The organism is Secundilactobacillus similis DSM 23365 = JCM 2765 (assembly GCF_001311075.1).
GTDB lineage: Bacteria > Bacillota > Bacilli > Lactobacillales > Lactobacillaceae > Secundilactobacillus > Secundilactobacillus similis.
The window spans coordinates 1-22200 of sequence record NZ_BBAD01000053.1; the positions used below are offsets into that span (position 1 = coordinate 1).

General features: G+C 46.0%; 20 protein-coding genes and 2 pseudogenes. 4 read left to right on the forward strand and 18 right to left on the reverse strand.

Going from position 1 to position 22200, the window contains the following annotated elements; genetic code table 11:
• Positions 1-71: 71 nt before the first annotated feature.
• From thrS to JCM2765_RS11305, 15 genes and pseudogenes are all read right to left on the reverse strand, one after another.
• Entirely contained in the window at positions 72-1661 is a 1590-nt protein-coding gene (thrS, locus tag JCM2765_RS11245; protein WP_439646168.1) for a threonine--tRNA ligase, read from the reverse strand.
• The gene (locus tag JCM2765_RS19300; RefSeq protein WP_439646169.1) at positions 1618-2007 is read right to left on the reverse strand and encodes a TGS domain-containing protein; all 390 of its coding nucleotides are present in this window, start codon (positions 2005-2007) and stop codon (positions 1618-1620) included. Before JCM2765_RS19300 ends, thrS begins: the two co-directional genes overlap by 44 nt.
• A gap of 383 nt (positions 2008-2390) precedes the next feature.
• Positions 2391-3332, reverse strand: a complete 942-nt coding sequence (dnaI, locus tag JCM2765_RS11250; RefSeq protein WP_054736840.1) for a primosomal protein DnaI — start codon at positions 3330-3332, stop codon at positions 2391-2393.
• A gap of 1 nt (position 3333) precedes the next feature.
• The gene (locus tag JCM2765_RS11255; protein WP_054736841.1) at positions 3334-3837 is read right to left on the reverse strand and encodes a DnaD domain protein; all 504 of its coding nucleotides are present in this window, start codon (positions 3835-3837) and stop codon (positions 3334-3336) included.
• A gap of 101 nt (positions 3838-3938) precedes the next feature.
• Positions 3939-4736, reverse strand: a complete 798-nt coding sequence (locus JCM2765_RS11260; RefSeq protein WP_054736842.1) for a replication initiation and membrane attachment family protein — start codon at positions 4734-4736, stop codon at positions 3939-3941.
• Positions 4737-4751: 15 nt separating this feature from the next.
• The gene (nrdR, locus tag JCM2765_RS11265; RefSeq protein WP_054736843.1) at positions 4752-5234 is read right to left on the reverse strand and encodes a transcriptional regulator NrdR; all 483 of its coding nucleotides are present in this window, start codon (positions 5232-5234) and stop codon (positions 4752-4754) included.
• Between the two features lie 32 nt (positions 5235-5266).
• On the reverse strand, positions 5267-5887 hold the full coding sequence (coaE, locus tag JCM2765_RS18295; RefSeq protein WP_175576976.1) for a dephospho-CoA kinase: 621 nt from the start codon (positions 5885-5887) through the stop codon (positions 5267-5269).
• A 21-nt stretch (positions 5888-5908) separates the two neighbouring features.
• Positions 5909-6733: pseudogene (gene mutM / locus JCM2765_RS18300) on the reverse strand (DNA-formamidopyrimidine glycosylase); the annotation flags it as partial.
• A gap of 28 nt (positions 6734-6761) precedes the next feature.
• A pseudogene (gene polA / locus JCM2765_RS11275) lies at positions 6762-9421 on the reverse strand (DNA polymerase I).
• Between the two features lie 481 nt (positions 9422-9902).
• Complete coding sequence (locus JCM2765_RS11280; protein ID WP_054736844.1) at positions 9903-10607, reverse strand: Bax inhibitor-1/YccA family protein; 705 nt, start codon at positions 10605-10607, stop codon at positions 9903-9905.
• Positions 10608-10795: 188 nt separating this feature from the next.
• Positions 10796-12127, reverse strand: coding sequence for a UDP-N-acetylmuramate--L-alanine ligase (gene murC / locus JCM2765_RS11285; protein WP_054736845.1), 1332 nt, complete (start codon positions 12125-12127; stop codon positions 10796-10798).
• 195 nt (positions 12128-12322) lie between these two features.
• Positions 12323-14221, reverse strand: coding sequence for a DNA translocase FtsK (locus JCM2765_RS11290; protein WP_439646170.1), 1899 nt, complete (start codon positions 14219-14221; stop codon positions 12323-12325).
• Positions 14218-15264 (reverse strand): hypothetical protein, encoded by a 1047-nt coding sequence (locus JCM2765_RS11295; RefSeq protein ID WP_054736846.1) that lies wholly within the window; start codon positions 15262-15264, stop codon positions 14218-14220. Before JCM2765_RS11295 ends, JCM2765_RS11290 begins: the two co-directional genes overlap by 4 nt.
• Positions 15265-15381: 117 nt before the next feature.
• Positions 15382-16017, reverse strand: a complete 636-nt coding sequence (ytpR, locus tag JCM2765_RS11300) for a YtpR family tRNA-binding protein (protein WP_054736847.1) — start codon at positions 16015-16017, stop codon at positions 15382-15384.
• A 28-nt stretch (positions 16018-16045) separates the two neighbouring features.
• Positions 16046-16366 (reverse strand): thioredoxin family protein, encoded by a 321-nt coding sequence (locus tag JCM2765_RS11305; RefSeq protein ID WP_054736848.1) that lies wholly within the window; start codon positions 16364-16366, stop codon positions 16046-16048.
• Positions 16367-16518: 152 nt separating this feature from the next.
• On the opposite strand from JCM2765_RS11305, the gene JCM2765_RS11310 reads away from it, so the two are divergent.
• On the forward strand, positions 16519-16845 hold the full coding sequence (locus JCM2765_RS11310) for a hypothetical protein (RefSeq protein ID WP_054736849.1): 327 nt from the start codon (positions 16519-16521) through the stop codon (positions 16843-16845).
• Positions 16846-16904: 59 nt separating this feature from the next.
• On the opposite strand, the gene trmB is transcribed toward JCM2765_RS11310, so the two are convergent.
• The 3 genes from trmB to JCM2765_RS11325 form a co-directional block, all read right to left on the reverse strand.
• Positions 16905-17552, reverse strand: a complete 648-nt coding sequence (gene trmB, locus JCM2765_RS11315) for a tRNA (guanosine(46)-N7)-methyltransferase TrmB (RefSeq protein ID WP_054736850.1) — start codon at positions 17550-17552, stop codon at positions 16905-16907.
• Between the two features lie 234 nt (positions 17553-17786).
• Entirely contained in the window at positions 17787-18998 is a 1212-nt protein-coding gene (locus tag JCM2765_RS11320; RefSeq protein WP_054736851.1) for an ABC transporter permease, read from the reverse strand.
• Positions 18991-19728, reverse strand: coding sequence for an ABC transporter ATP-binding protein (locus tag JCM2765_RS11325; RefSeq protein ID WP_054736852.1), 738 nt, complete (start codon positions 19726-19728; stop codon positions 18991-18993). Before JCM2765_RS11325 ends, JCM2765_RS11320 begins: the two co-directional genes overlap by 8 nt.
• Before the next feature lie 232 nt (positions 19729-19960).
• Between JCM2765_RS11325 and JCM2765_RS11330 the strand changes: the two genes are divergently transcribed.
• The 3 genes from JCM2765_RS11330 (at position 19961) to JCM2765_RS11340 (ending at position 21768) form a co-directional block, all read left to right on the forward strand.
• Positions 19961-20398: an HIT family protein gene (locus JCM2765_RS11330; RefSeq protein ID WP_054736853.1), complete on the forward strand. Its 438-nt coding sequence runs from the start codon at positions 19961-19963 to the stop codon at positions 20396-20398.
• A gap of 18 nt (positions 20399-20416) precedes the next feature.
• Positions 20417-20743: a hypothetical protein gene (locus JCM2765_RS11335; RefSeq protein WP_054736854.1), complete on the forward strand. Its 327-nt coding sequence runs from the start codon at positions 20417-20419 to the stop codon at positions 20741-20743.
• Positions 20744-20871: 128 nt separating this feature from the next.
• A complete protein-coding gene (locus JCM2765_RS11340) occupies positions 20872-21768 on the forward strand; it encodes a peptidylprolyl isomerase PrsA (protein ID WP_054736855.1) in 897 nt (298 codons plus the stop codon).
• Positions 21769-22200: the final 432 nt, after the last annotated feature.

Here is a 22200-nt window from a genome sequence, read left to right on the forward strand (position 1 = left end):
ACAAAAAAGAAGCCAGTCGCTCAATCAGCAACTGGCTTCTTACTATTATATACGATTAACGTTACCGTTAATTAGTTGTTACTATAGTTAGCAATGTCCTTCAAAACAACATCTTCGAAAGCATCCGCACTCATAGTAGCACTGTCTTGTTCGCCGTATTTACGAACACTAACCGCTTTATCAGCAACTTCTTGATCCCCAACAACTAACGTGTATGGAATCTTGTGAGTTTGCGCATCACGAATCAAGTAGTTCATCTTTTCGCCACGGTGATCAACATCAGCCCGAACGCCGGCCTTCAACAATTGCTTGCGAAGTTCGTCAGCGTATGCGCCGTGCTTGTCGTCGCTAACTGGGATGATCGTGACTTGCTTAGGTGCCAACCAAGTTGGGAATGCACCCTTGTAGATTTCAGTCAAGTAAGCGATAAACCGTTCCATCGTCCCAACGATTCCGCGGTGAATCATAACTGGACGGTGGTCTTGACCATCAGCACCCACGTAGCTCAAATCAAATTGATCTGGCAACATGAAGTCCAATTGAATAGTTGACATGGTTTCGTCGTTGCCAAGTGCAGTCTTCGTTTGGATATCCAACTTAGGACCGTAGAAAGCAGCTTCTCCTTCGGCTTCGTAGTAATCCAAGCCAAGGTCGTCCATGGCACCCTTCAACATGCTTTGGCTCCGGTTCCACATTTCATCATCATCGAAGTACTTTTCAGTGTTCTTAGGATCACGGTATGATAACCGGAACGTGTAATCGTTGATGTTGAAGTCTTTGTAGACGTCCATGATCAACTGCAAGATCTTCTTGAATTCATCTTGAACTTGTTCCAATGCAACGAAGGTGTGGCCATCGTTCAAGGTCATTTCACGAACCCGTTGCAACCCACTCAAGGCACCTGATTTTTCGTAACGGTGCATCATCCCAAGTTCAGCGATCCGTAATGGCAATTCACGGTATGAACGGATGTGGTGCTTGTAAACTTGAATATGGCTTGGGCAGTTCATTGGCCGTAATTCCAACATTTCACCGTCGCCCATGTCCATTGGTGGGAACATGTCTTCACGGTAGTGTTGCCAGTGACCGGAAGTCTTGTAGAGGTCAAGGTTAGCTAAAACTGGCGTGTAAACGTGTTCGTAGCCGTCACCCAATTCCTTGTCGATGATGTAACGTTCGATCGTCCGACGAATGGTAGCACCGTTTGGCATCCAGTATGGTAAACCGGCACCAACCTTAGGATCAACGAAGAACAAGTCTAAGTCGTTCCCGATAACCCGGTGGTCACGTTCGCGGGCTTCTTGGCGAGCTTGTAAGTCAGCGTCCAAGTCAGCTTGCTTGAAGAAAGCCGTCCCGTAGATCCGTTGGAGCATTGGGTTTGATGACTTACCTTCGAAGTAAGCACCGGCAACGGACAAGAGCTTGAAGAACTTGATTGCGCCAGTGTTGTCAAAACTAACTCCAGTTGCCAAAACAGAAACACCATCAATTTCGTAGAAGTCAAAGGCGTCAGCATCGCTGTCTTCAACGATCTTAGCTTCAAACTTCGTTCCAGCTAACTTCTTCAAAGCAGCGGCTTTATCAACTGATTCATGCTTAACGTCTAGTTTTGGTTGATTAAGCTTGAACCTTATCAGCAATGGCTGGTAATGAATCGGCACTCACTTGGCCATCAGCCTTATCAGTATCGATATAGAAGCCGTTTTCGTCGCCAGTTTCTTCACCAAATTCAATTTCTGGGAAGCTTTGCTTCAACGCAACCTTCGTTAACAAGGCAACGGATTGACGCAACACGTTCAACCCATCTTCGCTGTTAGCGGTCACGATTTCAATCTTACCATCGTGCTTCAATGGGGCGTTCAAATCAACTAACTTGCCATCCAACTTACCAGCAACGGCTTTTTTAGCCAAGCTGATAGCGATTGATTGTGCAACGTCTTTTGCAGTTGCGTTTTCATCAAATTGCTTTTGATTACCATCTGGGAATTGCAGTGAAATTTCTGCCATATCTCGTTTTCTCCTTTAAAATTACTGTCAAATGCCGAAGTCACTCTCGAATATGTGGAACAAAAAAGTCCCGGCATGCACAAATAAACTTGTACATACCGGGACGTCTTCTACGCGGTTCCACCCGAACTTCGTCTGGGGCAAGTGCCACCAAACCTTCATTCAGCGATAACGGTGCTACCGATGTGGTATTAGCCACCACACATTCGAGAAAGTGGTAACTCAAAGTCGCTCACAAAACGCTTCCAGAAGTGGCGTTTCTCTCTTGGAGAGTTCGTAGAAGTCATGTCTTTCAAACATTTAAAGTCTTAATTTATGATTACAAAACTCATTAAACCACGCTGAAATTGATTCGTCAAGAACCCGTTTCATTTTTTCGTGATTTATTTTGGTCGTCGATTCGGGCCAGCCATCACAACTTCCCGGGCTAAAAAGCGAACCCGTTCCATTAACCGTTTCGCCTTAATCGGCTCTACATCGCCATTTGTCGTTTGTGCCAAATGCTCGTGTTCCAGCTGATCCATCGAGAAATTCGACGAGAAAAAGGTCGGTAATTCATTTTGCATCCGGTATTCCAAAATGACGCCTAAAATATCATCCCGAATCCAAGCTGACATCGCATCTGCCCCAATATCATCAATCATCAAAATTGGTGACTTTTTAACAGCATCCATTTTTTCGGCAACCTGATTATTACCAATCGCACTCTTCATCTCGACCGCAAAACTCGGGAAGTGCACTAACGTTGTTCGAACGTTATTATCCGCTAAATAATTGGCAATGGCGCCCAATAAGTAGGTTTTGCCAATTCCCAAACTGCCATACAGATAAAGCCCCTGATGAAAATGTTTCCGATCAGCGATATAAGCGTCAATAAATGCCATCGCCTGATTAGCTGCGGCCATTCGCCCGGTACCCTGCTGGTCCTCATCAGGTTCAAACTGGTCAAAGGTGGCGTTTTTGATCAACTTGGGCATCATCACCGAACTGACTCGTTTTCGGGCAGCTTGTTGTTTCAACTTAGCACGCTGATCAGCAGTCGGTTTATAAGACACTTCAATTAAGTGGTCGTTCAAAACCAAGGTTGGTTCATAGCCAGGTGCAAACGTTGGTTCACCGTTTTCGAGTCGGTGGCGTTCGTTCACAAACTCATACAGTTTCGCTGATGAACGATCAATCTGGTCGTTCGTCAATTGATCACGATGTTGCTCTAAAAATGCCTTGACCGTTGGATCTTGATAGACCGATGCCATCAACCGTTGATAATTTTCGTTGAGTTGATGTTTATCCATATACTGACGCATCGCATCACTAATATTTTCCACCCTAGTCATCTCCCTTCGACCGTTGTTTTAACCGGTTAAGCCGTTCCTTAAATTCCGCATTCCGGTCACTCACTTCTTGTGCCGACTGTTTCGGTGGCTCATAACCCTCTTTAGCCCAATCCGGCAACGTTTCCTTTACATTCCTGCGCTTACCGTTAGCCCGATTATAGGACTTACGTTGCTTTGGCTTAGCTTTTTCCAAATGCCATTCGTGAATTTGAATCACGGCTTCTTCCGCGGTTTTAACCCCGCGTTCAGCCCAGCTATTCGACGTCGTATCGACTGGTCCCTGCAATAAAGTTGAGAAACCCCGATCATTGAGAATGTAGTAGATCAAGATATTGATCACTGGCACAGGAAGTTTGCCACGATCTAAGAGCTGTTCCACGATGCGTTGCTCACCCGAAACGAGATCACTGTGCTTTTCTTCGTGAAGCTTGCTTAAAAAAGTGACCGGTGTAAACGCATTGGCAACCTCAACGAGGGCCGTTTCTTGCGGTGTCAACCGACTTTTCTTAGCGGATTGTTTTACCGGCTGCGGTTGTGCTGGGGTTGCCGTCTGCTCAGAAAGTGACCGTTTCCGGTATTGTGACGCAATGGTTGTTTTTAACCGATTAATATCGAGTTATTAGTCACCAAATCGGTGGCCTCACCAATCAAACTGGCCATTTCAGTTTCGTCAATATCATACAATACGTGTTCGTTAAGAATGACGTTGCGGTATTTTTGAATATCATCTAAGTCCACGTAAGCTCGCTTTAAAATATCAACCAATAGTGAAAAATCAAAGTCTGTACTAGTCGTGATTGCGTTAGGCAACGTGTTAGCAGCCGGTTCCTGTTCAGCAAGTTCTTGCTTAGTTGTCTGAATCACCTTGGGCGGTTCAGCAATCAACCGGCCATCCAACTGAAAGACATCCAAAAACTGACGACTAATATTTTGCCAACCACTTCGATTCAACGGGCGTGCTAAAAAATGGGTCTTTAAGCGTTTGAATTGCCGTTCGCCCACCGTTTCTAAGAGCAATAAGCTTAACAGATCGTCATTAAAAAACATCTCGCTCGTCACCGGTGATTTTAATTCATAAATCAATTCTGGTAATCGATCTGGTTGATTTTGATACGACTGCAACAAGCCCGTTGCTTCCAAGCGGTAACGGGCTTCTTGCAGAGGATTCATGCCAATATTGAGTAACGTCAACAGCTCACTATGATTTAGTGACACCTGCAGTTCGGGCGTCAGCGATACTTGACGCCATAAAACAACTGCTAGCGTGTACGCGGCCACGCCTAAAATCGGCTGGTACAGCTGATCTAAGACATCGCGTTGTGCATCAGTGAGCGGCCGCGTTGCAACGACTGTCACCGTTGTTTTAGGTTGCAACGGTTGTGGGGTTGCCGTCATGGTCATGCCTCATTTCTATTTTGATTCAGGATCTTCTTTTTGTTTATCTTTTTTCATGACGTCTTTGAGTTCTTCCAAAAAGACGCTCATATCCTTGAATTGGCGGTAAACACTTGCAAAACGGATATAGGAAATTTCGTCAATATCGGCCAATCGTTTCATAACGTATTCGCCAATGAGTTGACTAGAGACTTCGTTTTCCCCCAGTGCCCGAATTTCGTTTTCCACTTCATCAACGACCTTGGTCATGACATCCATGCCAACCGGCCGTTTTTCAGCAGAGCGAATAATCCCCCGGAGCACTTTCTCACGGTTAAATTCTTCTCGCGTGCCATTTTTCTTGATCACCAACAACGGCGTTACTTCAATTCGTTCAAACGTCGTGAAGCGAAAACCACAGTTTTCACATTCACGGCGGCGGCGAATCACGCGCCCTTCATCAGTTGGTCGACTATCAACGACCCGGGAGCCATTATAGTGACAGTGTGGACAATGCATCGTCTCACCTCTTCTTACAGTTTATCGTGCGATCAAGCCTGCTTGGCAGTATTTAATAACGTGCTAAAACCAGCTTCATCAAGCCATTTTACCACTTGCGCTTTTGTTTTTTCAACTGTTCCGCTATTATCGATCACAATATCGGCCCGTTTGATTTTTTCATCGAGTGGTAATTGACTCTTAATGCGCTTCATTGCATCCGCTTCAGTTGTTTGATCACGGGCCATTAACCGCGCTAACTGGATGTCTTCCGGTAACGACACCACCATAATTTCATCGACTAACGATGCACCCTTCGATTCAAACAGCGTTGGCGCATCATAGACAACTAATGGCACGTTTTGTTTGCGATAGGTTGCCATCTGGGCAGTCACTGCTGCTTGAATCAAGGGCAGCATGATGGCATTGAGCTTCGCTAAGGCTTCAGGTTGACCGAACACCAAACTGCCAAGCGCTTTACGATCCAAAGTGCCATCTGGTTGAATGATTTGCCAGCCAAAGGTCTGTTGAATCTGAGTCAAACCGGTTGATCCGGGAACGACAACTTCACGAGCAACTTGATCAGCATCAATAATAGGCACACCATGCGTCTTGAAAAAGGCACTCACCATTGATTTACCAGAAGCAATGCCCCCCGTTAATCCCAAGACCATCGTTTCACTGGGTATTTCTTGAAGTGCTTGGCAAGCTGGACAAAAATGCGTCCCGCGTTGCGCCACTTTCGTCTTTTCAATTGGGGTGCCACACCGAACACACGGTTCACCCTTGCGCCCATATACGTTCAGCTGATTTTGAAATTGGCCAGCCTCGCCGTACGCTGTTGAAAACGAATGGACCGTCGTGCCGTGACCACTGATGGCGTGACTAATTTCTTTGATGATATTATCGCGCAGCTGCCGAATTCGAAAGGCCGGAATCGTGTTAGCGTGTTGCAATGGATTGATTCGGCTCATCCAGAGCGTCTCATCCACGTAGATATTGCCCAGCCCCGCGATGTTATTTTGATCCAACAAAAACGGCTTGATGGCCTTCTTACTCTTCGCAAAAATTTTGGTCATGTAGTCCACAGTTAGCGCTTCTGCTGTTGGTTCGGGTCCCATCTTCTTCAGTCCGGCAATCAATTGCGATTCCGTCCCGGTTTTTAACAAATTCATGCGACCAAACTTACGGGTATCCGTGTACCGAAGTGCGCGACCATCCGTTAGATGAAAGATCACGTGGGTGTGCTTCGTGATGGGGGCATCATCCGGCTGAACGTCGTATTTGCCCTCCATCCGCAAATGAGACACCATGGTAAGGTCATCATTGAACCGAAACAAGAGATACTTGCCCCGGCGATCGATTGCTTCGATTGTTTTTCCTTTTAACTGTTCTTTAAACGATTCTGGTTCGGGATCGACCATCTTTTCGTACAAGACGTCAACGTGATCGATCGTCGCCCCTTCGACTAACCGGGTCAGGCCCCGACGCACCGTTTCAACTTCTGGTAATTCAGGCATTCGTTCGCCCTCCGATCTCTTAACTTAATTACTTGGCATCGTACCAAGTATCCCCGTAATGACTCTCCACCTTTAGCGGAATTTCAAGCTTAACTGCCGAATCCATCACTTTAGGCACGAGTTGTTCAAGGGTGGCGATTTCTTCAGCTGGCGCTTCAAAAATCAGTTCATCATGAACCTGAAGTAACATGGTCGCTTGCATGTCTTTTAAAGCCTTTTCCATGTTGATCATCGCAATTTTAATAATATCCGCCGCACTGCCTTGAATTGGGGTGTTCATGGCCGTTCGTTCAGCAAATGAACGTTGGTTAAAGTTGCTGGCGTTAATATCTGGTAAATACCGACGGCGGTGAGCAATCGTTTCAACGTACCCGGTTTCCTTCGCTTGCGCAACCACGTCTTCGGTATACTGCTTAACGCCAGGATATTCTTCAAAGTAGGTATCAATAAATTGACGGGCCTGTTTCCGGGAAATACCAATGTTTTGAGACAACCCAAAATCACTGATGCCGTAGACAATACCGAAGTTGACGGCCTTGGCTTGGCGCCGCATATTCGGTGTCACTTCTTCATCCGGCATCAACTTAAAGATTCGCCGAGCCGTGCTAGCGTGAATGTCTTCGTTATCGCGAAAGGCGGCTTGAAGGTTCGCATCATGGGTAATGTGCGCTAAAACCCGCAATTCGATTTGAGAGTAGTCAGATGAAAAAATCTGCCACCCTGGATGACTTGGCACGAAGCTTGCCGAATCCGGCGCCCCTCTTCGGTTCGAATCGGAATGTTTTGGAGATTAGGGTCTACTGAGGACAATCGGCCAGTCTGCGTCAACGTTTGCGTATAGCGCGTGTGGACCTTTTGATCCGTTGAATGGACAACCTTTAAGAGACCCTCAACGTAGGTGGACTGAATCTTGGCAATCTGACGGTATTTTAAAATATTCTCAACAATTGGCGCCTCAGCGGCTAATTTTTCCAGGACGTCAACTGAGGTTGAGTATCCCGTTTTGGTCTTTTTAAGTGGCGTTAAGCCCATTTTCTCAAATAAAATGTGACTTAACTGCTTTGGTGAACTGATTTTAAATTCTTCACCGGCCTCTTCAAAAATGGTCTGCTGAATCTGCGCCAGCAGTTCGGTGAATTGGCTCTGCATGTTGCTCAACCGATCAGTATCCACCCTGATACCAGCAATTTCCATTCGCGCCAAAACAAAGGCCATTGGCAGTTCAAGGTCTTCGTATAACCGGCGTTGTTCGTTTTGATTCAATTGGGTAAATAGGGACGCCTTTAGCGACTCAATCGTGATGCCCTTTCGCGTTAAATGCTCAAAGAAGATTTGGTCATCATCTGGGATCGCCCGCTTAACACCCTTACCATAAACTTCTTCATCACTTTGAATCTGATGGTAACCGTGTTGAAAGGCTAAACTCCCTAAATCGTTGCTATTTTCATTGGTGTCAAGCAAGTACGATGCCAACAGTAAATCAAAATCAACGTTGTTCAATGTAACGCCTAATCGATGTAACCCGACATAGGTTCGTTTGGCATCGAATACGTCCTTACTGATTGTTTCACTAGCCAGTAGTGATTTGATTGGCGCCGTTTGGAGCAACTCAACGTCACGACTCACGTACCATGTTTCGCCACTCCCAACAACAAAGCCATCCAAGGTTGCGGTGTGGTAATTGGCGTCTAGCATTTCTAGATAAAAGGTCACACGATCCTTTAACTGACCCACTTCAGCCACGTTTTCAGCTGTCAGCACCGTAAAATTAACGGGCGTCAGGCCCAAAACATCACTGGCATCCTCACCTTTGTTCATATCCTGCAAGAATGACTGAAAGTTCATTTGTTGATAAAAGGCCACTAACTCATCAGTTTGGTCACCGGCATAGGTCAATTCATCCAACCCAATTTCAAGCGGTGCATCCCGCCGAATCGTTGCTAAATCACGTGATTGGAACGCAGAATCCTTATCTTCGATCAAGTGTTCCTTCATTTTTTTGGCAGTAATGTCATCGATATGGTCGTAGACCCCGTCAATCGTGCCATATTTTTGAATCAAATTAACCGCCGTCTTAGGGCCAATTCCTGAAACACCAGGATAATTGTCCGATGTATCACCTTGCAGCCCTTTAATTTCAATAATTTGATCTGGTCGAACGCCGAGTTTTTCTTCCACGTGGGCTGGCGTATAACTTTCAACTTCGCTAACACCCTTTTTAGAAACTGCCACCGTTGTCTGAGCGGATGTTAGTTGGGTTAAATCCCGATCCCCAGTGAAAATTGTGGTTTCGTAACCAGCAGCTTCGGCTTGTTTAGCCATCGTGCCAATAATGTCGTCGGCTTCATAATTAGGTAACTCATACGATTTAATGCCCCGAGCAGCTAGCAGTTTTCGAATAACGGGCATCTGCTCAGAAAGTTCTGGCGGCGTCTTAGAACGGCCACCCTTGTAATCACTGTATTTTTTTGTCCGAAAGGTCACCTTACCCGCATCAAATGCAACTAGCGCATCCGTTGGTTTAACGTCTTTCAACATAATGTCTAACATTTTATTGAATCCGAAGATGGCGTTGGTGTGTAGCCCTTCAGCATTAGTAAAACTATTCAATGACGTATACAGTGCAAAGAAAGCGCGAAACGCCACACTGTTGCCGTCAATTAATAACAATTTTTTCGATTCTGTCATTTCAGATCCTCCACGATTTGTCGTCCCTTCTAGTGTACCAAAAATGCCCTTGGGTGGGCGATTTATTTAACTTGAATTAGTAACTTATTGGTACGTTGCTGTCGTTTGTGTCCAGCGACAGTGTGCGGAGCGAGACGGGTTGAGAGCGTAGTGTAAGGGTACTTCGGTGAAAGCGCCCGGGTCTGGCGGTTTTATCGAAGTGCACTTACATGCAGCTCTCAGTCTCGCGCAGCACCATTCGGCGTGGTGGCCAGAAAGCGCTTGGTTGGCAAGTTTCTACAACTTCAGGAACCCTAGAAATGACAGTTTAAGTGACGCCGAATTTTGTAGCCTGAGAGCGCCGGTTTCGTGCGACTTTGGCGAGCGAAGCGATGACAAACAGCCGACACTCAAAACTGCACCCAACACTTACGCTGGACACAAACGACAGCAAACAAAAAGCCCAGACAATTCGTCCAGGCCAATCATAACAATTTAATTATTAATCCCTGTTTCCAAAACCACCAAAGATCTGCAGCAAGAAGATAAACAGGTTAACAAAGTCAAGGTAGAGTTGCATTGCCCCAATAACGGCAATCCCGGTTGTTGAGCTTGCGCTACCGTCGCTGTTCAGGTAGATTTGCTTCATTTTTTGACTATCAGAAGCGGTCAAGGCAGTAAAGATAATCACGCCAATGAACGAGAAGACGTACGCAATTGCGGGGCTTTGTAAGAACATGTTGATTACAAACGCAATAATCAACGCGATCAACGCTGAAGTGGCTTGCGCACCAACGCGACTTAAATCACGCTTGGTAAACGTCCCAAACAATGCCATCACGATAAACAAGATTGCACTGGAAACGAAGGCCGAAACTAACGTCCCACCGCTGTAGATCAAACTGTACATGGAGAAGACCCCACCAGTGATCAACGCGTAAACCATGAGTAACGTAAAACTAAGTGACGGTCGCTTTAACGCTTGGCCCGTCACGATGAACGGAAAGACAAACCAAACAATGATTGGTAACCAGCGTGTTGGCCCAACAAAAATGCTCATTAGTGCCGGCGTCGTGCTTACATAAAACGCTGCGACAGCCGACAGTAAAATGGCCAAGGCCATCCACCCATACATCTTCGTCAAAAAGCGGTTCAAGCCAACGTCAGCATTAATAACCCGCCGTGGCTGCTCATCATAATTGTTCAATCAGATTCCTCCTTAGATTAATTCTCTATTTGTCAAACAATTGTATCAGTTCTAGTGAGAAACGCAATCAAAAATAATCATTTGGATCAATTATTATTTATTTGTTAAGTATCTGAAAAGTTTTAGGTGTTCTCACTCAATTCAACAAAAAAAGACTGGCACTAACTGCCAATCTTCTTTCAATCGATTTAGTTATCTTTTAATGACAAATGGGTTAATAATTCTTCATATGCCCGTTCGTACTTTTGAACGTCACCGGCACCCATGAAGACAACGACTGCGTTGTGGTAATCCAGAAGTGGTGACATGTTGTCCAACTTCAAGATTTGGCCACCCTTGGCGATTTTCTTAGCTAAATCTTCACTTGAAACGCTCCCGTTGCTTTCACGCGCAGAACTGAAAATATCAGTTAAGTATACGTGATCAGCGTTATTCAAGGCCTTAGCAAAATCGTCCATCAAGGCAATTACCCGGGTAAAGGTATGTGGTTGGAACACCGCAATGACTTCACGATCAGGGTATTTTTGCCGAGCAGCGTCTAACGTTGCCCGAATTTCAGATGGATGGTGCGCGTAGTCATCAATGACCGTCATATCAGCAATTTGGCGTTCAGCAAACCGACGCTTAACACCCTTAAAGCTCAGTAATTCCTTCTTGATTTCGTCTAAATCGACTTCTTCAAAGTAGGCAACGGCAATCACAGCTAAGCTGTTCAAAACGTTGTGTTCGCCAAACAATGGCACGTGGTAGTTGCCCAAGAATTCGTCGTGATAGTACACGTCAAATTGAGAGCCCTTTGTCGTCCGCTTGATGTTGCGAGCTTGGAAGTCGTCTTCATCACTCGTCCCATAATAGTAAACTGGCACATCCGTCTTCAAACGACGCAGATTTTCATCATCGCCCCAAGCGAAGATTCCCTTGTTAACTTGGTTAGCAAAGCTTTGGAAGACGCTGAACACATCGTCAATATCCTTGTAGTAGTCAGGATGATCAAAGTCAATGTTCGTCATGATTGCGTAATCTGGTTTCGTGGCTAAGAAGTGACGACGGTATTCATCCGCTTCATACACGAAGAACCGGGCGTTAGGTGTCCCCTTACCAGTTCCGTCACCAATGAGGTAACTGGTTGGTGCGATCCCAGATAACACGTGTGACAGTAGGCCAGTTGTACTGGTCTTACCGTGGGCACCGGCTACTCCGATACTGGTATAGCCTTCAATGACTTTTCCTAAGAATTCGTGGTACCGGTAAACGGGTAAGTTTAGATCCCGTGCTTTTTTAATTTCTGGATGGTCATCCGTAAATGAGTTCCCCGCAATCACGGTCAACCCTTCATGAATGTTTGCTTCATCAAATGGGTAAACCGGAATCTTGGCTTGTTCCAACCCACGTTGCGTGAACGTATATTGGGTAATATCTGAGCCCGCTACCTGATACCCCTTATCGTGTAAGATGAGTGCTAGTGAACTCATACCTGATCCTTTGATTCCAACAAAGTAATACGTCGTTGTGTTGTCCATCAAAATCCTCTTTTCATCGCTTCAATTAATAATTTTGTGTACTGATTCACCGATTGCAACGGTAAACCATTTGGACCTTACCATTTATTTTAGCACAGCTTCCCCGTAAAATTTGGGATTTTTTAAGCCATTTCTAAATTAATGCGTCGTGAATTCAACCGTGACTGATTCACTGTTTCGCTTACGGGTTATCTCTCAATCCGTTCGCGGCGCGCGCATCTCTGCTAATTGTTTTTCAGTCAAGAAAACATCCCGTGGCTTTGAACCGTTTTGCCCAGAAATATACTGCTTATTTTCCAGCGTATCGATTAAGTTAGCTGCGCGGTTGTAGCCAATCGAAAAGACCCGCTGTAACTTCGACGTTGAGACCGTCTTTTCCTGCACAATGTAGTCCAAGACTTCCGGCAATAAATCATCTTGGCTTTCTTGAACCTGTTGTTTTTCTAGCAAGCCATCCGGATCAAAGGCATAGTGGGGCTTTCCCTGCGTCCGAACGAAGTCAGTAATACGATCCACTTCATCGTCCACGAAGGTGCCTTGCAGTCGTAACGGTTGTGAAGCGCCGTTACCAAGGTATAACATGTCCCCGCGCCCTAACAGGCGTTCAGCACCGGAAGTATCAATAATGGTTCGAGAATCAACTTGAGATGAAACCATGAAGGCCACTCGAGTTGGAATGTTGTTTTTGATCGTCCCGGTGACAATATCAACACTAGGCCGTTGCGTGGCGATCAACAAGTGAATTCCCGCTGCCCGAGCCTTTTGCGTAATACGGACAATGTAGTCTTGAACTTCGCTAGACGCCATCATCATCAAATCGGCTAATTCGTCGATAATGATTACAATGTACGGCAACTTGAGACCGTATTCTTCAGTCAATTCGGCTCGTTCGTTGTACTGTTCAATATTGCGGACGCCAGCCGCTGCTAAGCGTTCATAACGATCATCCATTTCATTGACCGCCCACTTCAATGCCGCCGAAGCAGCCTTTGGATCCGAAATAACGGGGGCCAATAAGTGTGGCATGCCATCATACGGTGCCAATTCCACCGCCTTCGGATCGATCAGCAACAACCGTAAATCAGCTGGGGTTGCCTTATACAGTAACGAAATTAGCAAACTGTTGATGAAAACCGATTTTCCGGATCCAGTTGCCCCGGCAATCAGACCATGCGGCATTTTACGCAAGTCAGTCACTTGTGGTTGACCGAAGAGATCGACCCCTAACGCAACCGTCAGTGGCGACTTACTCTTCTTAAAGGCGTCTGACCGTAAAACTTCGGACAGCATGACTGGTCGCGTCTTCGGATTTGGAATTTCGATCCCAACCGTGGTCTTCCCGGGAATTGGTGCTTCGATTCGGATGTCTTTAGCTGCCAACGCAAGCTTCAAATCATCCGTTAAGTTGGTGATTTTGTTGACCTTAACCCCGAGTGCCAAATGCACCTGGAACTGCGTCACGGTCGGTCCAATCGTCCAATCAACAACGTGGGCATCAACGTGGAACGCCTGCAGGGTCTCATCAAGGACCTCTCCTTGATGTTCGATCCACTCGTCTAATTCCGTTTCATCAGGCACAACGGGCGGGGTCAATAAATCAGGTGACGGGAATTGATACCCGCGTGCAGTTGTCGTGACATCATCCGCAACAACTGGTTTATCTTGAAAGAGCGCCAAGTCGCTAAGTCCGGTACTTTCTTCGCTCATAATATCACCTAGTGAATGTCCCAAACTATGACTTGCCTCGCGGGCTGGTTTAACTGGTTTGACGGCGACTTGTTTGGCTTCTGGTGCGACAACCTCGTCATTGGTTGTCGATACGTTAGTTGCATCTTCCGTTACGTCCTTCGATGTCGCTTGGGCCTCATCTTCAGTTGCTGCCTCAGTGACTGTTTCAAAGTCCGTTGCCTGAACTGGTTCAGGTTGAGCAGCCGCAGCTGATGAGTGGTCCTGATTCAGTTCAGAATCAGGTTGTTCATCATCGGCTGAATCGATAGCTTGAGTTGAAGTCGTTTCCGATACTGATGCAAGTGCGGCATCGGCGCTGACCTTAGCTTCAGTTCCATCGTCTGATGTCACTTGTTCATCCGTCACACTGTCAGCCACAACCGGTTTAGGCGTTGAGCTAGTTTTAGTTGGTTCGCCATCTGCACCGCGCCGGTCTCTTCCGTTGTCTCTTCCGTTGATACCGAGGTTACCGGTTCAACGTCATCAAGCGATTGTTTGTCAGTCGATTGCACTGAGGTTGCCGTATTCAATTGACTCGCTTCATTAGTTCGAACATCCGCTGTTTCGGGTTCTAACGCTTCATCATCCGTCAACGTATCGGTTTCCACTGTCGCTGGCCGAGTTGATGATTCAGCATCAACAACCGATTGCTTGTCAGCCGGATGTGTCACCCCATCTGATTGGCTCAATTCCGCAGTTTGATTATCCACAGAGGTCCCTTCATCGTCAGCAAGCGGTTCACTTGATGGCTGTGGCACTGAACTAGCAACTGAATCAACATCGTTTTTTGGTTCATCTGCCGACACCGTCACTGGGGTCGACTCATCAGCCACCGTCGATTCAACGTCATCATCGCTTTTATCATGCACCGTTGTCACTGCCGACTGAGTATCACCCGAGTCCTGTGTTGTGTTCATATCATCCGGATATAGCATCGTTGTTGCCTGATCGAAGTCATCCTCGGACTGCCCAGCAACTACAGCATCTCCCGCATATTGCAATGGCTCTGATACCGTTGCATCCGCCAATGCGACGTCACGCGCATCTACCGGTAACAAAACATCTTCGTCTGATTTGGTAAAATACGTTGCCAACAATCGCGGATAGTCCACGCGATCACGTGTGATCCGTCGCTTCGATAACTGTCGTGGAATCGATGATGGTCGAAACGGCTGATCATCATGCCAATCATGCTTAACTGGTTTGTCAGGTTGTGCCTGCTTTCGTGGTCGTCTTGCCCTCGTTGGCTGAACTGGTCGCGGTGCAACTGGTTCAACCCGTTGTTGCGGTTCGCGTCGCCGAGAGATTGCTGGTACTTCTGGTTGATTCGTCACCGGTGGGGTGACTGAGCGGGCCGGCTTTGGCCGCTGGTATCTTCGAAAAAACGCTGGTCCATCATAGTGGTTCATTCTTGTCACCTATTCACTCGTCGTTAGTTTTGTCGATTACAGTCAATTACTTGTAGTATTCAAACATGCATGAGACCAAACAAAAAAGGGACCGAGGCCCCTTTTCGCGTTTTTAACTTAACTGAATAAAGTTTGCGCCTTGTCAAAATCAAACGGCTGGCCAACTTCGTAGTCATCAGGTAAGATCAACGCGCCCGGCCGATCGGGTGCATTTGGAATCTGCAATTCTCTTCCTGATGAAATCATACCATCACTTTCAACCCCGCGCAATTTGCCGGGCCAAATAATCTGGCCATTTGGCATCATTGCGCCAATTTCGGCAACGACCACCTTGATATCAGCCTGCATGTTAGGTGACCCACTCACGATTTGGAGTGTCTTGCCGTCTGCAACCCGCGTTTTGGTCACTAACATGTGGTTTGAATCTGGGTGAGGTTCCGTAGTTTCAACGTAACCCACGATAAACTTAGACTCAAGGTCGGCTTCCAAATCTGGTTTGAAACCCGCTGCGGTTAAACCAGCGTTCAACTGGTCAACCTGTGCTTCAGTCAACCAAACCTGACCGTTGACGTCTAAGGGTCCTAAAATTTTTGAAACGGCATCAACGTTATAACCCAACGTTTGGTCATTTTCAGGGTTAAAGATTCGGGTAAAAGCACCCTTGGTTTCAACTGCTTGTTCGTCAGCATCTGGGGCCACGTAAATGATCAAGACGTCGCCCAGCGCTTTTTGATTGTAACTAGAAATTAACATGACGCATCCTTCCAACTTCCAAGATAGGTTAGTTTAAACCATCAATGAAAGTTTCAACTTCTTTTTTAGTTTTCCGGTCTTTGTTCACGAAGCGACCGATTTCTTCGCCGTTATTGTAGGCAATGAAACTAGGAATGCCCAACACGTTGAGGTCAACAGCTAAGTCGATGTTTTCGTCTCGATCAACTGCTAAGAACCGGTAGTCCGGGTATTCCGCTTCAATTTCAGGCATTGCGGGTTTGATAAATGCACAGTCTGGGCACCAAGTTGCTGAGAAAAACAGCATCGTTTTGCCAGTTTTAACCTGTTCATTTAATTGTTCACGCGTCATTTGTGGTAATGCTTCCATGAGTAATCGCTCCTTTGATTGCTTACTTTTATATAGTAGATACTACCATGCTCACTAAAAAAAGACACCCATTTAGTTTTCAAAGTAACTTTAGTTGGTACTTCGGGTCATTTTGAAGTAGGATAGACAAAACAGCGTTGGAGGAGAACAAGATGGAACTTAACTTAAAAAATTCACAGCAACTAAGCTTGCTATCCCTATTAAGCCTGCTTTTTGGCTATCTTGCCGGCAAACGACTCTCTCACCGGCAAATTTTAACCTCATCCGTTATTTTAGATAAAGTTAAACGCGCCTTTCGACACGAAGCCCCAATCGAAGGTGCCTGGATCAGCAGTCAACCGATCAACCACCAGCAATTTGCGATCAAGAGCCTTGTATACACCGGCGGCATCACACGGTACGAAGATCAACAATTGACGCAGTACGAATTCATGGCTGATGCCAAAACGGGAAGCATCTTAAACATTACCCGCCTTTAATTAATCGCCTATCTAACGAAAGTCAGTCGATGGTCGACTGGCTTTTTTTACGGCCAATTTTACTTGGTTTGATCAAAGTGGGCGATCAATTCGTAAATTGGGCCCTTTTTGCTAAACTTTTCTTCGTATTCAGTTTGAACGTTGCCTTCGTTACCATCACTGTTGTGTAGATCCAACCAAACTTCGTCGAACACCAAGCCAAAGTTATTAAAGCTGGTTAACGAATATTCAAATAAGCCTCGGTTATCCGTTTTAAATTGAATCCGACCATCTTGCTTTAAAACCGTTTGGTAGTGAGTCAAAAAATTCGGTGACGTTAACCGCCGCTTTGCATGACGCGTCTTTGGCCATGGATCAGAGAAGTTCAGGAACAGTTGATCAACTTCTTGCGCCGCAAATAGTGTATCAACATTAGCGCCATCCGTTTCAACGAGTTGCACGTTCGTCAACCCACTTTCAACCAACTGCCGAAGCGCCGTTGCAATCACGGATTCTTGGATCTCGATGCCTAAAAAGTTAATATCTGAGTGTTGGCGCGCCATCTCAACGATAAACTGCCCTTTACCAATCCCAATTTCGATTTGAAGCGGCTGAACGGATGGAAAGCGTTCCTGCCAATGTCCGAGTTGCTTTTCGGGTTCGGTCACGATCAAATCAGCGTGATCCTTGATGTACTGTGCTGCCCACGGTTTTTTTCTGACCCGCATAAATGTTCCTCCTGAGGTTATTTGATTAACGACAACGTCTAACTGTCTGATTTAACCACTACGTTGACCGCACAACAAACTAGCCGGTAACAACTTAACCGACTTGATTACAGTCATCGTCGCGATTTTTTAATCAGTCCAAATTTTGATTACCCTTCATTCTATGCAACAATGTTCGGCTAGTCAACACCAAAAACCAGCCAATCACGATTAGCTGGTTTTTTAAACAGTCACTTATTGTTTTTTTCTTAATCTGAGCGGCAAGTAGGATTGAACCATTAACAGTACTTCGACCACTTCAACGACCGCCGTGATGCCAATCACTTCCAACTGCTGGTTGGCAACGATCACCATCACCAAAAATAGCACCGCTGTCACGAATAACAGTGTCCGTAGTAAACGTTTAAAACTGTTCGTTCGAACCTGATCTGGAATTGGATACAGGTGGGTAAACACGATGTCGTCAAATTGCCAGTAAAACGGAATGAGCTGAAACCCAATCAGGTATAAGAACAGTGCTGCTAATAAGACTGGCAACCACGTTCCCCGGACAAAGTAGAGCAACACCATCCCCAGAACCGTTAACCGCGCGTATAAGCCGCTAAATTCGCCGCTACGCACGATACCACGACTATACAGGTACAAGTAGGCATTTCCCGGTGTCCGTTTCACTAGCGCTAGCAGACCATCCAGGTAACGGCGCCGTTTGGCGACCCCTTTTAACATTGGGACGTTAGTAAACAGATTGAAGAACCGGTAGATGCCCATCATTCGGCTGTTTTCCAGCGCAATAGCGCGCCACCAGTTAAAGGCTTGTGCTAACCAGCGCCGGTTGAGTAACCATAGCGTTGCGTCCAGCACAATACTCAACAATAAGCCGAGTAATGGTGAAACGTAGACACTCACTGCCAGCACAATTGCGGGGGCGAACCACTTGACGACTGCCGGCTGAGTCAACCACCCGGGTGCTACTTGATAGCGCATGCCGATTGCACGGGTGAATAAGCTATCTTTTAAGACCAACTGAGTTACTGCCAAGGCAGCTAACATCTCTACTGAAAGTGGCATTGTTGCTTGCACAAACGGTAATAAAATGAATAGTCCCAGCAACTGATACACCAGCGCGAGACCCTCACTGTACCAGCGAGCAGAAGTCAGATATTGCCGCATATCCTGTTCGCGTGGCAACAAGAAGACCACATCGGCATCCTTCAGTAACGTTGCCAACCGGCCTAATTGCAGTACCACCAGCATCACAACAATGACGATCAACCGTGGCCACCACAGCCCGGTCGTCAGCTGTTTCAATCCGTTGGAGTAAGCTAACCCCAGGCCACCGATCATAATCAGGAGTGCAAAAACAAAGTGATCGTTAAATACCAGCCGCAGGTACTTAAACATCTCCTTTAGATGGCTTGCTAGTCGGCGCTGAAATAGCTTATTCATGTTGATCCGCCTTGGTCATTGACATGTAGATGTCATCAAGCGTTTCTCCGGCATCCGGCAACGCTGCCCGCAGCTCTGGCAACGTTCCCTCCGTTTTGACCTGCCCATCGTGAAGTAACACGAAGCGGTCACAGTATTTTTCAGCCGTATCCAACACGTGGGTCGACATTAATACGCTGGCACCCCGTTGCTTTTGTTCGTCGATTAAGTCCAGTAAGTCATGAACTGCTAATGGATCAAGACCCAAGAACGGTTCGTCAATGATAAACAGTGGTGCATTGGTAATGAACGCACAAACGATCATCACCTTTTGCTTCATCCCTTTGGAAAAGTTTGCGGGGAACCAGTCCAGTTTATTATCTAACCGGAACATCTTTAACAAGTGGTGTGCCCGTTCCCAGGTCGCATCCGGTTCCAAGTTATACGCCATCATGGTCATTTCCAAGTGTTCCTTCAACGTTAACTCTTGATAAAGAATTGGCGTTTCCGGAATATAGGCGATTTGTTGCTTGTAGGCTTGAGTATCCTGCTGCAACGTCACCCCGTTGATTTCAATCTTGCCTTTAAATGGCGTGAGTAACCCAATAATATGGTTGATCGTAGTTGATTTACCAGCACCGTTTAACCCAATTAAACCGACTAATTCGCCGTTTTGAATGTCAAACGTCACTTCTTTTAGCACAGGTATCTGTGAATAGCCACCAACGACTTTCGTGACCTGTAATGTCATGTGCATCCCTTCGCTTTCGTTGTAAACTCGCGGCGTAGCTGACTGATTCAGTATCAGCGCCTACGTCAGACTTGTGTACCAGTATACCACATCCCCAATCGGTTACCGGTCCCTTTTGCCCATTCCACTCATCAGCCAAGGACATTGGCGAAAATCAAACCGCCCGCTTCATTTCCCCCACTAGTCAAGGTATAATGTTGATAACTGCTACTATTCAAAGGAGGATTTAACAATGGAACATAATTACGATGATGATTGCATTTTTTGCAAGATTATTAAGGGTGAAATTCCAAGCTACACGGTTTACGAAGACGACGATGTGAAGGCCTTTTTGGATATTTCTCAAGGCACTCCTGGTCACACCCTTGTCATTCCTAAGACTCACGTCAAAGATATCTTCGCTTACGATGCTGACTTAGCCGCAACGGTCTTTGCCAAAATTCCAGCAATCGCTCGCGCAATCAAGGCGTCTGATCCAGCCATCAAGGGCATGAACATCCTCAACAACAACGGGACCGTGGCGTACCAGTCCGTTTTCCACTCTCACATTCACTTGGTACCTCGTTACACCGATCACGATGATTTCGGCATGACCTTCACCGATAATTCAAGCAAATACAGTGAAACTGACTTAACCAAGATTCAAGATCAAATCAAAGCCCAATTCTAACAATTGGAGGTAATGATGATGAAACGTTTTTTCACGACGACCCTACTCACCGCTGGCGTAGCCTTTGCCTGGCATCTAATTGATACCAAACAGACCCCGGCTGCTTTCGTAAAAAACACCGCCAAGTTCGTTCAAGATAAACAGGCGGCCGCTAGTGTTTTCCAAGAAAAGCAAACCGCGTTTAAATCGGCGTTAGATCGATTTCAAACAGAGTTGGACCGAACCCAGCCGGTAATCGATGATATCAAAAAGGACGTTGATCAATTTCAATTTAAGATCCAACCCCACCTCGATATCATTTCGCAACACACCGACCGGTTCAATCACGATGATCCCGTCAATTAACATGACAAAACTATTTCAATTTTTATTAAGTTCTGATTATACATGAACTTTCGGAAGGGTTTATGTTATATTAAGTAGGAATGTCCCAACGGGTCAAACAATTTTATAGAAATGGATGTGTTTTCGGAATGAAAAAATGGTTCATTGCACTTGCTGGTGTTATGTTGAGCTTAACATTAGCAGCCTGTGGCAGCAAAACGGTTGCCACAACTTCAGGTGGTAAAATTACGGAAGATCAATTTTACAGTAGCTTGAAGAACACTTCTAGTGGTAAGCAAGTCTTACAACAAATGATTTTAAACAAGGTCCTCGAAAAGCAATTCGGTGACAAAGTTGAAAAATCAGCTGTAACTAAGCAATACAACGCCTACAAGAAGGAATACGGCTCTTCATTCAGCAGTGTCCTTTCTCAAAGCGGTATGACCGCTTCACAACTGAAGGAACAGATCCGCAGTAACTTACTTCTTAAGGAAGCCGTTAAAGCCGACACCAAGGTTACTGACGCGCAATTGCAAAAGCAATTTAAGAAGTATGAACCAAAGGTTACGGTCTCACACATCTTAGTTTCTAAGAAGTCTACTGCCGAAACGGTCATCAAGCAATTGAAGGCCGGCAAGAGCTTTGCCTCATTGGCTAAGAAGTACTCGACTGATACAGCTACCAAGAACAAGGGTGGTAAGTTAGCCGCCTTTGATAACACCGATACCACTTTGGATTCAACCTTTAAGAAGGCTGCCTTCAAGTTGAAGACCGGTGACTACACCACTACTCCAGTGAAGACCTCATATGGTTACCACATTATCAAGATGGATAACAATCCTGGTAAAGGGACTTACAAGCAACACGAAAAAGAACTTAAGGCTCAAATCTACGACAACCGGATGAACGACAGCGCTACTTTGAAGAGCGTCGTTTCTAAGGTCTTGAAGAAGGGTAACGTTTCAATCAAGGACAGCCAACTACAAAACGTTTTGGCCGACTACTTGACTAGCAGCTCATCTTCAAAGAAGTCATCATCTAAGTAATCTTGTACCATATAAAAGGAATCGGCATTTGTCCGATTCCTTTTTGTTTGCACTATTTGCACTGTCGCTTGTGTCCAGCGTAAGCATTCTTGTGTTTAGTTTGTGAAGTTCGGTAATTTGCGTGAACTGGCGATTCCGGTATGCGACTAGGTTCCTGCTGTGAGGCCGGCCTGAGCCGAAGGGCGGTCTCAGACCTCGAAGTTAAGCCTCGCCAAAACCCACGCGAGTCTTAACTTCGTCCCCGATAATTGACGGTTGTTGGAAGAACACCAACAACCACCAATTATCGCGACACAGCATCCACCTAGTCGCCTACCTGCATCTCACATTGCGTAATTCAGCGCTATTGCAGATCATCTCAAGTGCTTAATTGTGCGGTTGACCACGAAATTGCAACGACCGCCGTTGACAACCGCCAGATTTTAGTATCAT